We start from the raw sequence: 13,406 nt of genomic DNA, 5'->3' as shown, positions 1-13,406 counted from the left end.
CCCCGGGCGGGCGCCCCCGGCGCGCGGGCCCCGACCGGCATTCGGCCCTCGCACGGTCGTGTCCGGGGGTAATTCGGAAGTGCAGAAGGCAGGAAAAGAACCTATGCGACAGGTCACTCGTAAAGGCCTGATCACCATGGCGGCGGCCGGCGGAGTGCTCGCACTCGGCGGGGGTTACGCGCAGGCGGACTCCGGAGCGGCTTCCGCCGCGACGAATTCCCCGGGGGTGGCATCCGGGAACAGCATCCAGATTCCGATCGAGATCCCGGTAAACGTCTGCGGAAATTCCGTGGACGTCGTCGGTCTGCTCAACCCGGCGTTCGGAAACAGCTGCGCGAACACGTCGCAGGGCGATTCCGTGAGCGGCGGCGGCGGCGCCGGCCGGTCGTCCGGCGCCCACGCCGGGGACACCTCGGCGCAGCAGGGCGGGAACGCCGCCTCGGGGACCGGCAGGCACCGCGCAGGCGACTCCACCAAGGCTGTCGGCACCGGCGGCGGCGCCACGGCGCAGGGGGTCGCTCAGGGATCTCCCGGCATCCTCTCCGGCAACAGCGTCCAGGCGCCGATCGACATCCCCGTGAACGCCTGCGGCAACTCCGTGGACGTCGTGGGACTGCTGAACCCGGTCTTCGGCAACGAATGCGTCAACGGCACCCCGGTCGCCCCGCCCGTCGTGCCGGAGGTGCCGGTCACGCCCGAGGAGCCCGTCGCCCCGCCGGCCCACGAGCCGCCCGCCCCCGAGGTGAACGTGCCTCCGCAGCTCGCGGAGACCGGTGCCGGTGACCTCGGCATGCTGATTCCGGCCGGTGCGGGCATGCTGCTCGCCGGTGCCGGAGCGGTGTTCTACCGCCGCTCGCGCAGCGCCGCCTAGGCCGTGTCGTGAAAGTTCCGCCGGACCCGCCCTCCGGGCGGACGGCGCTACTTTCACCAACACGACCTGAGGGCTGTCCCGCGATTCGTGGTGGATCGGTGCGCGGCGTCGGACGCGGTGCGTCGCGAGGCGCAGGAGCGTTCGCATACGGGATGTACGCGGGACGTTCCGACAACGCGGCGAGGTGTCGTAGCTGTCGTCGCGCACCCGCCAGGAATGTGGGGGACAACCCCGGGGCGGCGGATCCAGGACCGGAAGGTTCCTTCCGTCCGGACCGGGCCGGGGCGCGCGAGCCCGTCACGGTCCGGGCGGAAACCCTGCCGTCCTGGTGACACGCATGACGAAGAGGAGCGGGTCCCGCGGCTGCGGGGCCCGCTCCTGCGTCACCAGGTGGCCCTGAGCTGGCGGATGATCCTCCGCCGCAGCCGCACCCTGCGGCTGCCGTCGTGGCGGAGCGTCAGGCGGTCCAGCTCCCAGTGCCCGTACTCCGCGTGGTCGGTCAAAAGTCGGGCCGCATCCTTGCGGGACACCCCGCGCGGCACGTACACGTCGACAAATTCGTATTCCGGCATCGCATCTATTGTGCGGGCAGAGCCCCGGTACGGATAGCGTCTGCCTCATGTCTGATGCTGCGCAGCCCACCGCTGCCGAGGTACGTGCCGCCGCCGAAGCGGTCAAAGCCGCGATCGACCGTCACCTCGACGCGGTCGAACGCCGTAGCGGGGACGAGGACCCCGCCGTGTACGAAGCGTTCAACGCTCTCGCCGCCGCCGCCGAGGTCTACGACGAACTCCTCTACGAACGGCACGACGAGGTAACTCCCTTCGAGATCCCGGGTGCGGACGATTCCCTGCCCCCGTACGCCGGACCGGCCGAACCGAGCGCGCTCAGCGTGCTGATCCGGCGCGACTACGCGGTGGCGGAACCGCAGCGGCTGCTCGCCCAGGCGCAGCGGCTCGCGGACGCCGACCCGGACGACCTCGACACCGGTCACGCCGCGATCGTCGGTACGAGTGTCCATGCCGCGCTCGGCGTGCTGTTCGGCGAGTACGAACCCGACGAGATCGCCTCCCGCCACAAGGAGTTCGGCCTGGCCGAGGGGGACTCCACGCTCTGGGTGGCCGCCGCCGAGGAAGCCGGCGAACCGGGGGAGTGGCTCGGGTCGCCCTTCGAGGACGTGGACCCGGAGCTGGTGGTGTGCCGGTTCGACGTCAGCTCCGTCTTCGACGACGACATCGAGGGCGACGAGGACGAGGACGAGGACGACGACGAGGATCTGGACGGGCTCCCGTCCGGCGGCGCCTGACCGCGCCCGGGATCCCCGACCGCCCTGACGGCTCTTCGGACGGGCCGGTGGCCCGGTGCCCCGTGCACCGGGCCACCGGCTTGTCCCGGGTCCCGGGGGAGTGACCGAGCACACCATGGCGGAGTCGGCGCGGCGGGACACCGTACCCCGCCGACTCCGACGCGACCGACGCGACCGGGAGAGGGCCGAGGCGATGGCGCGGGCGCGCGGAAAGCGGACGACGGTGCCGAGTGACCGGTCCCTCCGGTCGGGTGCGCTCGTCCAGGAGTCGGGAAGGACGTGGCGGCTGCTCGCCGCGGACGAGTGGCGCCTGTCCCCGGCCGATGCCGAGGCCGCCGAGGCCGTCCTGGGCCGCCTCACGGCGCCGGTCCCGGCCCGGCGGGGCACGGCGGCGGCCCGGACCCGGGCGACGGACCGGGACAGACGGCTCCAACGCGTATGTCGCACCGCCGTCCACCACCTGGACGCCGGGGCAGTCAGCCCGTCCGCCGCCGCCCTCCTGGCGGCCGTCGCACGAGCCCTGCTGCCCTGGCACGCCGCCCCGAATCCGGTCCCGGCAGCCGCGGCCCCCCGGTACCCGGCCGCGCCGGGAACGGAGGCGGACGCGGCGCCGCCGACCGGAGCGGGCGAAGCCCTGCTCCCCGGTCTCGGCGCCCTGTTCACCGCCCTCGTCGCGACGGGCTCCGGCGGCGCCGGCCCGCTCACGCCCCCCGTCGAGCCGTGGGAGGCCCGTTACGCGGGGAGGTTCCGGCACCACGCCAGGCCCGCGCCGGGAGTGTGGTCGGCCGAGACCGTGGTCTGCCCGGGGTGCGGGGGCCGGGACGGTCCGTGGACCGTCACCTGTGACTGGCGCCGGACCGTGCTCGGGTGCGCGTGCGGGACGGAGAGCGCGGAGCACGGGCTCTCCCTCTCCGAAATCTGGCTGGTGCTGCCGGAGAGGGAGGGCGGGTGAGCGCGGACCGCCGACCGGCTGCCGCCGGCCCGGGGCTGTTCCTCAGGACGAAGCGTCGGGCGTCGGCAGGGCCTCCAGCAGGGCCCGCAGCCGGGTGGTGCGCTCCTGTCCGGGGATCTCGGCCACGGCCCTGGGGAGCGCCTGGTCCACGCCGTGCACGACGGACAGATGGCGCTCGCCCCGGCTGAACGCGGTGTACACCCACGGCCTGCTGAGCCCTCGCGCCGCGTCGCCGGGGAGCACGACGACCGCGGCCGGCCAGCGCGTCCCCGCCGCCTGGTGGGCGCTGAGCGCCCAGCCGTGCCGGACCGCCGAGGCCACCCGGCCCTGCGGTACGACGACGGGCGTGCCCTCGCAGTCCAGCCGCAGCCCCTCGGCGTCGGCCGACACCACGACACCGGGTACGGTCCGGCCCGGCGCGGGAACGTGGACCACCCGGTCGCCCGGGTCGAAGCCGCCGAAGCGCCCGGGGCCGGGGTTGAGGCGTTCCTTGAGCGCCGCGTTCAGCGCCCGGGTGCCCGCCGAGCCGCCGTGGCCCACGGTGATCACCCGGGTGTCCGCCGCGTCGATGCCGAAGGCGCGGGGTACGGAGTCGGCGACCAGTTGCACGGTGCGGTGCACGGCCTCGCCCGCGTCCCGCACCGGCACGATCACCACCTCCTTGCCCGGCGCCCCGACCTGGTTCAGCTCACCGATGCCGATGCCGGAGACCAGCTCACCGATGGGCCCGGGATCGGGCGTGCGGGAGACCACCTGCGGGCAGGCACGGGCGGCGAGGACGTCCGCGAAGACGCGGCCCGCACCGGCTGAACCCAGTACTCCGGGGTCGCCGCTCAGCACCAGCCGCGTACCGTCCGCGAGGGACTCCACGAGCGCGGCGGCGGTCTCCACGTCCAGTTGCGGGGCGTCCAGGACCACCAGCAGGTCGAGCGCGAGGGCGCCCTCCTCGTCCCGTCCCGGCCCCTCGGCGCCGGAGAGCAGCCCGGGGAGCGTGACGGCGGCGCCGGTGTCCCCCGCCCCCGCGGCCAGCCGGCGGCGGCCGTCCACGCTGTGCGTGGCGCCGAGTGCGCGCAGGCCCAGCCCGCGGGCCGCCACCAGCAGGGCGGCGGGTTCGGCGCGGGCCGCCTCGCCTCCGGAGTGGACGACCAGGCCCGCCCCGGCGACGGCGCGGATCAGCTCCGCGGCCGAGGGCGAGGGAGCGGCCGAGGCCGCGTCCGTCCAGTCGGCGCCCTTCTCACAGGCGTTGGCCAGCCGGCCGAGCCCGTCCGCGAGGCTCTCCTCGGCCAGGGCGTACCGGTCGAGCCCGAGCAGCGCGGGGCCCGGCTCCTCCTCGCCCGAGGCGTCGGCGCTCTCGTCGGCGGTGTCGTCGCCGGCGGATTCCTCTTCGGCGCTCTCGGTGAACTCCCCGGCCCCGGCGGGGTCCACGCCTTCCTGGAACAGCAGAGCGACCCCCTCGGCCACCGCGTCGTCCACGGCCGTCTCCGGGTCCGTCACGCCGTGTCCGGCGAGCGCGGTCCGAACCGCGACGACGTCCAGGGCCGTGTGGCCGCGCACGGCAGCCTGTTCCAGCAGCCAGCCCACCAGCGCGGCGGTGCGGCGTCCGTCGTCGGGACCGCACGCGGGCCCCAGCAGGGCCCGGGCGAACCCGTCCGCCTGCTCGGGGTGTACGCCGGGGACGGCCAGCAGCTGCCAGGGGTCCTGCCGCAGCACCTCGGCCGCCTGCTCGCCCAGCGCCCCCACGGCCCCAGGAGCCAGGGCCGTGGGGGCGCCCGCCCCGGCCAGTACGGCGCGTACCGCCTCCACGGCCTCCTCGGGCGCCTCCTGAGGTGCGGGGGCGGCCTGGACGGCCCGGGGGAGGTGAGCGCGCTGGTCCGCCACGGGGGCGGCCGTTCGCGTCGCGGGGGCGGCGGGAGCCTCGTAGAACGCGGAGGCGGTCTTCTCGCCGCTCTCGACCGCCCGTACGGCGGCCAGCAGCTGCGCGGCCGTACCGCTCAGTCCGGTCCCGGCGGCGATCGGACCGGCCTTCTCGGTCTTCCGCTGCTCGATGCGCTTGCGCAGCTCCCGCTGGGCCGCGAGCTCGGCCTGTGCCTCGGACACCGCCGGGGCGTCCGTGGCCTCGCCCGGTACCGCGCCCGGGGCCCCGTCGCTTCCGGCACCGTCCTCGGAATCATCGACCGAACCGCCCTCGGGAACGCCCTCGGAACCGGCGGCGCCACCGGGAAGGTCCGGGGAGTCGTCGGGCAGGTCCGGGCCGTCCTCCGGGCGGACCTCCGGGCCTGCCTCCGTGCGGGCTTCCGAGCGGCTCTCGGGCAGGTCCGACGGCTCTTGGGGGCGGTCCTCGGGGTCGGCCGAGTGGCCCGGGGTTTCCCCCCGGGGAAGCGCAGTCACAGCGTGCTCCAGTCCTGGTCCGGATAGCGGTGCACGGGCGCCGACACGTCGTCGAGCGCCTGGCAGATCTCGTCAGGAAGCGTAAGCGTCTCCACCGACAAAGCCTCGGTGAGCTGCTGCGCGTTGCGCGCGCCGATGACCGGGGCGGCCACCCCGGGCCGGTCGCGCACCCAGGCGAGCGCGACCTGGAGCGGGGTGGTGGCCAGCCCGTCGGCCGCCGTGGCGACCGCCTCGACGATGCGGCTCGCCGCGTCGTCGAGGTACGGCTCCACGAACGGTGCCAGCTGCTCCGAGGCCCCGCGCGAACCGGACGGGGTGCCCGAGCGGTACTTGCCCGTCAGGACACCGCGCCCCAGCGGGGACGAGGGCAGCAGCCCCACGCCGAGGTCGAGGGCGGCGGGCAACACCTCGCGCTCCACACCGCGCTGCAGCAGCGAGTACTCCATCTGCGTGCTCGCCAGCCGGGTCCGCGCACCCGGTGCCGCCAGCTGCCAGGTCGCGGCCTTCGCCAGCTGCCAGCCGCAGAAGTTGGACACCCCCGCGTACCGCACCCGGCCGGAGGAAACCGCCAGGTCCAGGGCCTGGAGCGTCTCCTCCAGCGGGGTCACCGGATCGAATGCGTGCACCTGCCACAGATCGACGTGGTCCGTGCCGAGCCGCTCCAGGGACGCGTCCAGCGCGGCGAGCAGATGTCCGCGCGAGCCGTTGAACCTGCGGTACGGATCGCGCACGCTGCCCGCCTTCGTGGCCACCACGAGGTCCTCCCGCGGCACCAGACCGCCCAGGAGCCGCCCGAGGAGGTACTCCGCTTCCCCGCCCCCGTAAGCGTCCGCGGTGTCGACCAGAGTGCCGCCCGCGTCCCAGAAGGCCTTCAACTGGTCGGCGGCGTCGTGCTCGTCCGTGTCCCGGCCCCAGGTGAGGGTGCCGAGCCCGATCCGGGACACACGAAGGCCGGTACGGCCGAGATGCCTCTGCTCCATGGGCGCAGAGATTACTGTCCGGGCCCCCGGAGCGGGGAAGCCTGTGGACAACCATGGCGCGGCCCTGCCCCTGCCGGACGGCGCCGCACCGCGCTAGAGTCCGGCGAACAGAGACGTTACTGATCAGTAAGGGGAGCGGATATGCGGCTCGGCATCAATCTCGGTTACTGGGGTGCGGGCATGGACGCCGACAACCTCGCCGTCGCGCAGGAGGCGGACCGCCTCGGCTACGACGTCTGCTGGGCGGCGGAGGCGTACGGTTCCGACGCGCCGACCGTGCTCACCTGGGTCGCGGCGCAGACCGAGTCCATCGACGTGGGCTCCGCGATCATGCAGATCCCGGCCCGCCAGCCCGCCATGACCGCCATGACGGCGGCCACCCTCGACTCCCTCTCCGGCGGCCGCTTCCGCCTGGGCCTCGGCGTCTCGGGTCCCCAGGTCTCCGAAGGCTGGTACGGAGTCAAGTTCGACAAGCCGCTGGCCCGCACCCGCGAGTACGTCGACATCGTCCGCAAGGCGATGGCCCGCGAGCGCCTCACGTACGAGGGGCAGCACTGGACCCTCCCGCTGCCCGGCGGCCCGGGCAAGCCGATCAAGCTGACCGTCCACCCGCAGCGCGAGCACATCCCGCTCTACATCGCCGCCATCGGCCCCAAGAACCTGGAGCAGACCGGCGAGATCGCGGACGGCGCGCTGCTGATCTTCCCGTCCGCCGAACACCTGGAGGAGACCGCGCTGCGGCACCTGCGGGCGGGCCGCGAGAAGGCCGGGCTGCCCCTGGAGGGCTTCGACGTCTGCCCGACCGTCCCGCTCGCGGTCGGCGACGACGTGAACGGTCTGGCGGACATGTTCCGCCCGTACACCGCGCTCTACGTCGGCGGCATGGGCAGCCGGAAGCAGAACTTCTACAACCAGCTCGCCCAGCGCATGGGGTACGAGAAGGAAGCCGCCGAGATCCAGGACAAGTACCTCGCCGGGGACAAGAACGGTGCCGCCGCCGCCGTCCCGCACCGGCTGATCGACCAGACCACCCTGCTCGGCCCGGTCGACCGGATCGCCGACGGGATGCGCGCCTACGCCGAAGCCGGCGTCACCACCCTCACTCTCGCCCCCGCCGGCTTCACGCTGGAGGAGCGGATCGCCGCCCTGCGCGCCGGTACGGAGGCCCTGGAGCGCTCCGGCGCCGCCGAGTAGCGTCACCGGCCGGAGCGGGCCCGGGCCCGCTCCGGTTGCCCGGAGCGCCGCGGAGCCTTTGAATTTTTGAAGGCTGTCCGGAGACGGGTACGGAGGTGGCAGTCATGCTCTCGGCAAAGAGTCTCTTCCAGGAGATCCTCGACGACGACGAGTCGTTCCGGCTCTTCTGCTCCATCGCCGCCAGCGGTGAGTCGCAGGGCGGCTGGGAGAACGCGCGCATCGCCGCGCTCGTGCCCGGGAGCCAGCGCGCCCTCGCCCCGAAAATCGCCCGGCACGGCGCCGACGAGGACAAGCACGGCCGGATCTTCAACGCACTCCTGAAGAAGCGTGGGCTGCCCGCCGCCGAGGTCCCGGCCGACACCGACTACACGATGCTGCTGGAGCGCCACGGGATCGGCCTCGCCCACACACGGCTCAAGGGCGAGGAACCGCTCGCGGAGCGCGACATCGTCACCTATCTGGCCCACAGCCGGGTCACCGAGCAGCGGGCTTCCGAGCAGATGCGCCTGCTGCTCAAGTACTTCGCCGACGACCCCGCCATCGGCCGCGCCGTGCGGATGATCTCGCACGACGAGGACAACCACCTCGCCTACTGCCACGAGGAACTCCTCCGCCTCGCCCGCGCCGGCCACGGCCGCGCGATCCAGCGCATCCTGCGCGAGTGCGCCCTCGCCGAGATCAGGGTCTACCGCGACGTCAGCCTCGCCGTCATGGCCCACATGGGCCGCATCCTCGGCTGGCCCCGGCCGAAGGCGGCGGCGCTGGCGGCGGGCATCCACGCGCTGTACGCGTACGAGCGGCTGGCCGGCTGGCGCCGGATGGTCAGCCTGGCGGAGCCGGAGCGCCGCGACGCCCTCGGCTCACCGGCCGTGGCGGGCGCCGAATTCGCCTGAGCCAGGGAGCCAGGGAGCCAGGGAGCTCGGGAGCCAGGGAGCCCGGGCAGAGCCGGAGCCGGCCGCGTGGAGCCGGTGCGCGTGCGGTCAGAGCCAGCCGCGCCGCTTGAACTGGCGGTACAGGCCGAAGACCACCCCGGCCATCAGCACGATCACCGCGGGGTAGGACCACACCCAGTGGAGTTCCGGCATGTGGTCGAAGTTCATGCCGTAGATGCCCGCGACCATCGTCGGCACGGCGGCCATCGCCGCCCAGGCCGAGATCTTGCGCATGTCGTCGTTCTGCCGGACGCCCATCTGCGCCAGATGCGCCGAGAGGATGTCGGACAGCAGCCGGTCCAGCCCCTCCACCTGCTCGTTGGCACGGGTGAGGTGGTCGCCGACGTCCCGGAAGAAGGGCTGCGACTCCGCGTGCACGAACGGCACGCCGGTGCCCGAAAGGCGGTTCATCGGTGCCGTCAGGGGGCCCGCGGCCCGACGGAACTCCATCACCTGGCGCTTGAAGGTGTAGATGCGGCTCGCGGTGTGCTGGGACTCGGCGTTGCCGCTCGGCGCGAACACCTGCGTCTCCAGCTCCTCCAGGTCGATCTGCAGCTCGCCCGCCACGTCTATGTAGTGGTCGACGACCGAGTCGCTGACGGCGTACAGCACGGCGGTCGGCCCCTGCCGCAGTACTCCGGGCTGCGCCTCCAGCCGGCGCCGTACGTCCGCCAGCGGGGCGCTCTCGCCGTGGCGGACCGTCACCACGAACGAGTCGCCCACGAAGACCATCAGTTCGTCCGCGCTGACCGTGTCGCCGGCCGGCTCGTACGCGATCGGCTTGAGCACCATGAGCAACGAGTCGTCGTAGATCTCCAGCTTGGGCCGCTGGTGCGCCTTGAGCGCGTCCTCCACGGCCAGGGGGTGCAGCCCGAACTCCTTGGTCACCAGGGAGAACTCCTCCTCGGTGGGCTCGTGCAGCCCGATCCAGAGAAAGGCGTCCCCCGCGGCCCGCGCCTCGTCCAGCGCGTCGGAGAAGTCTTCGGGGCCGTCCGTCCGGCGCCCGTCCCGGTAGATGGCACAGTCGACAATCACGGCGCGCATTCTTCCCTGCCCCGGCCGAAAGCACACCTTCGCCCCGCCCCCGGGCCCCCGCCGGGGGTCGTTAGGCTGGCCGGTATGCCCACCCTGATCCTCGTACGCCACGGACGCTCCACCGCCAACACCTCCGGAGTGCTCGCGGGCCGTACCGCCGGTGTCGCGCTGGACGAGCGCGGCGCCGCACAGGCCGCCGGGCTCCCCGGCCGCCTCGCCGGAATTCCGCTCGTGGCCGCCGTCAGCAGCCCCCTCCAGCGCTGCCGGGAAACACTCCAGCCGCTGCTGGACGCGCGTCCCGGCCTGCCCCTGCACGTCGAGGACGGCCTCTCCGAGTGCGACTACGGGGACTGGTCCGGGCGCAAGCTCGCCGAACTGTCCGACGAGCCGCTGATGTCGGTCGTGCAGCAGCATCCCTCCGCCGCCGCCTTCCCGGGCGGCGAGTCGATGCGGGCGATGCAGAACCGCGCGGTCGACGCCGTCCGGGCCTGGAACGCCCGCATCGAGGCCGAGTACGGCGAGGACGCCGTCTACGTGATGTGCTCGCACGGCGACATCATCAAGGCCGTCGTCGCCGACGCCCTCGGCATGCATCTCGACCTCTTCCAGCGCATCCACGTCGACCCCTGCTCGGTCACCGCCGTCCGCTACACGCGGCTGCGCCCCTTCCTGCTGCGCCTCGGCGACACCGGCGACCTGGCCGGAATCGCCCCGCGCGAGCAGGGACTGGGCGCCGACGCCACCCCCGCCGACGGATCGGACCACGGATCGCACGCCCAGGTGGGGGGCGGCGCTGGGGCGCCGTGATCGCTCCTGGCGATAGGGTGGACGGGCCGTAGGGAGCCCGTTCGAGGGTTTTCCCGGCACCCGTCCCCGAGCGGCGGGGGTCAGCCCCCGTCCGCCGTCGATCCCCAAGGGAGAACTGACGTGTCCCGTCAGGTGTTCCTCTACGACCCGCCGGAACGATTCGTGGCCGGCACGGTCGGGCTGCCTGGACGCCGTACGTTCTTCCTCCAGGCGTCCGCCGGCGGCCGGGTCACCAGCGTGGCCCTGGAGAAGACCCAGGTCGCCGCGCTCGCGGAGCGGATCGACGAGCTGCTCGACGAGGTCGTCCGCCGTACCGGCGGCAACTCGCCGGTCCCCGCCGTGGCCCCCGTGGCCGTCGCCGACACCGCGCCGCTCGACACCCCCGTGGAGGAGGAGTTCCGGGTCGGCACGATGGCACTGGCCTGGGACGGCGACGAGCAGTGCATGATCGTCGAGGCGCAGGCCCTCGTCGAGATCGACGTCGACGCCGAGGACGACCTGGCGGCGGCCGAGGAAAGGCTTCTCCAGGACGAGGAGAACGGCCCGCCGATGCTCCGGGTACGCCTCAGCGGCGCCCAGGCCCGGGCCTTCGCCAAGCGCGCCCTCGACGTCGTCTCCGCAGGTCGCCCGCCGTGCCCGCTGTGCAGCCTGCCGCTCGACCCGGAAGGACACGTGTGCCCGCGTCAGAACGGATACCGGCGCGGGGCATGACGACCGCAGCCGAAGTGGTCACCCTGCTCACGGAGGGGCGGCTCACCGTCCTCGGCCGGGTGCCCGGAGCCTCCAACGCGGTCCTGCGCTGCACCGTCGCGCTCGACGGCGCGGAGCTTCCGTGCGTCTACAAGCCCGTCGCCGGGGAGCAGCCGCTGTGGGACTTCCCCGACGGCACCCTCGCCCAGCGCGAGGTGGCCGCCTGGGAGGTCTCGGAGACCACCGGCTGGGGGCTCGTCCCGCCCACCGTGCTGCGCGAGGGCCCGTACGGCGAGGGCATGTGCCAGCTGTGGATCGACGCCGAGCCCGACGCCGGCCCCATGCTCGCCCTCGTCGAGGGGGAGGAGCCGGAGGACGGCTGGAAGGCCGTGGGCCTCGCCGACGTGGGCGAGGGGAAGACCGCCCTGCTGGTGCACGCGGACGACGCCCGGCTGCGGCGGCTCGCGGTGCTCGACGCGGTGATCAACAACAGCGACCGCAAGGGCGGCCACCTGCTCCCCGCACCCGGCGGGCTGCTGTACGGCATCGACCACGGCGTCACCTTCCACCGCGACGACAAGCTGCGCACCCTGCTCTGGGGCTGGGCCGGCGAGCCGTTGACCTCCGAAGCGGCCGAGGTGCTGGACCGCCTCGCCGAGGCGCTGGCGCCCGAGGCGCGGCTGGCCGTACGGCTGGGCGGGCTCATCACCCCGGCCGAGCTGGACGCCGTACGGGAACGGGTGGCCGCGCTCCGGACGACGGGGCTGCACCCGGTGCCGAGCGGGCAGTGGCCCGCCATCCCGTGGCCGCCGGTCTGACAGGCGCCTGTCGGCAGAATGGCCCGACCGACGCGGCCGGGCCTCTTCCGAACACGCCTTAGCGGGGCCGGACGGTTCCGTCAAGAATGCGTCTTCGGACACGATTCGCCATCCGGTTCGTATCCGGAACCTCCGTCCGGTTACGCTCATGACATGCATGCCTGGCCCGCTTCTGAGGTCCCCGCCCTGCCTGGCAAGGGCCGCGACCTTCGGATCCACGACACCGCGACCGGCGGACGGATCACCCTTGACCCCGGTCCCGTCGCCCGCATCTACGTCTGCGGCATCACGCCGTACGACGCGACCCACATGGGTCATGCGGCGACCTACAACGCGTTCGATCTCGTACAGCGCGTGTGGCTCGACACCAAGCGGCAGGTTCACTACGTCCAGAACGTGACCGACGTGGACGACCCGCTGCTGGAGCGGGCCGTGCGCGACGGAGAGGACTGGACCGCCCTCGCGGAGCGCGAGACCGCCCTGTTCCGCGAGGACATGACCGCGCTGCGGATGCTTCCGCCGAAGCACTACATCGGTGCGGTCGAAGCCATACCGGGCATCGTGCCTCTCGTCGAGCGCCTGCGTGACGCCGGTGCGGCGTACGAGCTGGAAGGCGACGTCTACTTCTCCGTCGAGTCCGACCCGCACTTCGGCGAGGTCTCCCACCTCGACGCCGAAGCCATGCGGCTGCTCTCCGCCGAGCGCGGTGGCGACCCGGAGCGTGTCGGCAAGAAGAACCCCCTCGACCCGATGCTGTGGATGGCGGCCCGCGAGGGCGAGCCCAGCTGGGACGGCGGCAGCCTCGGAGCCGGACGGCCCGGCTGGCACATCGAGTGCGTCGCCATCGCCCTGGACCACCTCGGCATGGGCTTCGACGTGCAGGGCGGCGGATCCGACCTGGCGTTCCCGCACCACGAGATGGGGGCCTCGCACGCGCAGGCCCTGACCGGCGAGCACCCCTTCGCCCGGGCGTACGTCCACGCCGGCATGGTCGGCCTGGACGGCGAGAAGATGTCGAAGTCGCGGGGCAACCTCGTCTTCGTCTCCACGCTGCGCCGCGAGGGCGTGGACCCGGCGGCGATCCGCCTCGCCCTGCTCTCGCACCACTACCGGAGCGACTGGGAGTGGACCGACCAGGTCCTCGCCGACGCAGTCGCCCGGCTCGGACGGTGGCGCGCCGCCGTCTCCCGTCCGGACGGCCCCTCGGCCGACGCCCTGGTCGAAGAGGTCCGCGAGGCCCTCGCCGACGACCTGGACGCCGCGACCGCGCTGGCCGCCGTGGACCGCTGGGCCGAGCGCCAGCAGTCCGAGGGCGGCACGGACGAGGGCGCACCCGGTCTCGTCTCCCGTACCGTCGACGCCCTCCTGGGCGTCGCCCTGTAGTACCCGGTCGCATCCGCGCACACGACGGCCCCGGTCCTCTCCTGGAAAGG

The 13,406-nt window shown here is 73.5% G+C and carries 12 protein-coding genes; 8 read left to right on the top strand and 4 right to left on the bottom strand.

Going from position 1 to position 13,406, the window contains the following annotated elements; genetic code table 11:
• Positions 1-103 precede the first annotated feature (103 nt).
• Positions 104-871 (top strand): chaplin, encoded by a 768-nt coding sequence (locus ACFWEP_RS22060; protein WP_387372046.1) that lies wholly within the window; start codon positions 104-106, stop codon positions 869-871.
• A 383-nt stretch (positions 872-1,254) separates the two neighbouring features.
• Here the strand turns inward: ACFWEP_RS22060 and ACFWEP_RS22055 are convergent, their stop codons facing one another.
• Entirely contained in the window at positions 1,255-1,443 is a 189-nt protein-coding gene (locus ACFWEP_RS22055) for a DUF5703 family protein (RefSeq protein ID WP_266702672.1), read from the bottom strand.
• 47 nt (positions 1,444-1,490) lie between these two features.
• Here ACFWEP_RS22055 and ACFWEP_RS22050 point away from each other — a divergent pair, with 47 nt between their 5' ends.
• Complete coding sequence (locus tag ACFWEP_RS22050; protein ID WP_387372044.1) at positions 1,491-2,177, top strand: hypothetical protein; 687 nt, start codon at positions 1,491-1,493, stop codon at positions 2,175-2,177.
• A 994-nt stretch (positions 2,178-3,171) separates the two neighbouring features.
• On the opposite strand, the gene ACFWEP_RS22045 is transcribed toward ACFWEP_RS22050, so the two are convergent.
• Both ACFWEP_RS22045 and ACFWEP_RS22040 read right to left on the bottom strand, forming a co-directional pair.
• Positions 3,172-5,517 (bottom strand): helix-hairpin-helix domain-containing protein, encoded by a 2,346-nt coding sequence (locus ACFWEP_RS22045; protein ID WP_387372042.1) that lies wholly within the window; start codon positions 5,515-5,517, stop codon positions 3,172-3,174.
• A complete protein-coding gene (locus ACFWEP_RS22040) occupies positions 5,514-6,497 on the bottom strand; it encodes an aldo/keto reductase (protein ID WP_387372039.1) in 984 nt (327 codons plus the stop codon). The genes ACFWEP_RS22045 and ACFWEP_RS22040 overlap by 4 nt, the downstream gene beginning before the upstream one ends.
• A 141-nt stretch (positions 6,498-6,638) precedes the next feature.
• Between ACFWEP_RS22040 and ACFWEP_RS22035 the strand changes: the two genes are divergently transcribed.
• Both ACFWEP_RS22035 and ACFWEP_RS22030 read left to right on the top strand, forming a co-directional pair.
• Positions 6,639-7,691 carry an LLM class F420-dependent oxidoreductase gene (locus ACFWEP_RS22035; RefSeq protein WP_387372037.1) on the top strand — a complete coding sequence of 351 codons (1,053 nt, stop codon included), beginning with the start codon at positions 6,639-6,641 and terminating at the stop codon, positions 7,689-7,691.
• A 104-nt stretch (positions 7,692-7,795) separates the two neighbouring features.
• On the top strand, positions 7,796-8,584 hold the full coding sequence (locus ACFWEP_RS22030) for a ferritin-like domain-containing protein (protein WP_387372035.1): 789 nt from the start codon (positions 7,796-7,798) through the stop codon (positions 8,582-8,584).
• Between the two features lie 87 nt (positions 8,585-8,671).
• Here the strand turns inward: ACFWEP_RS22030 and corA are convergent, their stop codons facing one another.
• Positions 8,672-9,667 carry a magnesium/cobalt transporter CorA gene (gene corA, locus ACFWEP_RS22025; RefSeq protein ID WP_387372033.1) on the bottom strand — a complete coding sequence of 332 codons (996 nt, stop codon included), beginning with the start codon at positions 9,665-9,667 and terminating at the stop codon, positions 8,672-8,674.
• Positions 9,668-9,742: 75 nt separating this feature from the next.
• Between corA and ACFWEP_RS22020 the strand changes: the two genes are divergently transcribed.
• From ACFWEP_RS22020 to mshC, 4 genes are all read left to right on the top strand, one after another.
• Positions 9,743-10,465 (top strand): histidine phosphatase family protein, encoded by a 723-nt coding sequence (locus ACFWEP_RS22020; RefSeq protein WP_387372031.1) that lies wholly within the window; start codon positions 9,743-9,745, stop codon positions 10,463-10,465.
• Between the two features lie 120 nt (positions 10,466-10,585).
• Complete coding sequence (locus tag ACFWEP_RS22015; RefSeq protein WP_387372029.1) at positions 10,586-11,176, top strand: DUF3090 domain-containing protein; 591 nt, start codon at positions 10,586-10,588, stop codon at positions 11,174-11,176.
• Positions 11,140-11,973 carry an SCO1664 family protein gene (locus ACFWEP_RS22010; RefSeq protein ID WP_387372027.1) on the top strand — a complete coding sequence of 278 codons (834 nt, stop codon included), beginning with the start codon at positions 11,140-11,142 and terminating at the stop codon, positions 11,971-11,973. Before ACFWEP_RS22015 ends, ACFWEP_RS22010 begins: the two co-directional genes overlap by 37 nt.
• A gap of 153 nt (positions 11,974-12,126) precedes the next feature.
• Complete coding sequence (gene mshC / locus ACFWEP_RS22005) at positions 12,127-13,356, top strand: cysteine--1-D-myo-inosityl 2-amino-2-deoxy-alpha-D-glucopyranoside ligase (protein ID WP_387372025.1); 1,230 nt, start codon at positions 12,127-12,129, stop codon at positions 13,354-13,356.
• The last annotated feature ends 50 nt before the right edge of the window (positions 13,357-13,406 follow it).

The sequence above is a fragment of the Streptomyces sp. NPDC060198 genome (assembly GCF_042728415.1).
Classification (GTDB): domain Bacteria; phylum Actinomycetota; class Actinomycetes; order Streptomycetales; family Streptomycetaceae; genus Streptomyces.
Note: the sequence above shows the minus strand (reverse complement) of the source record. Positions and strands in the feature narration are given on the sequence as shown.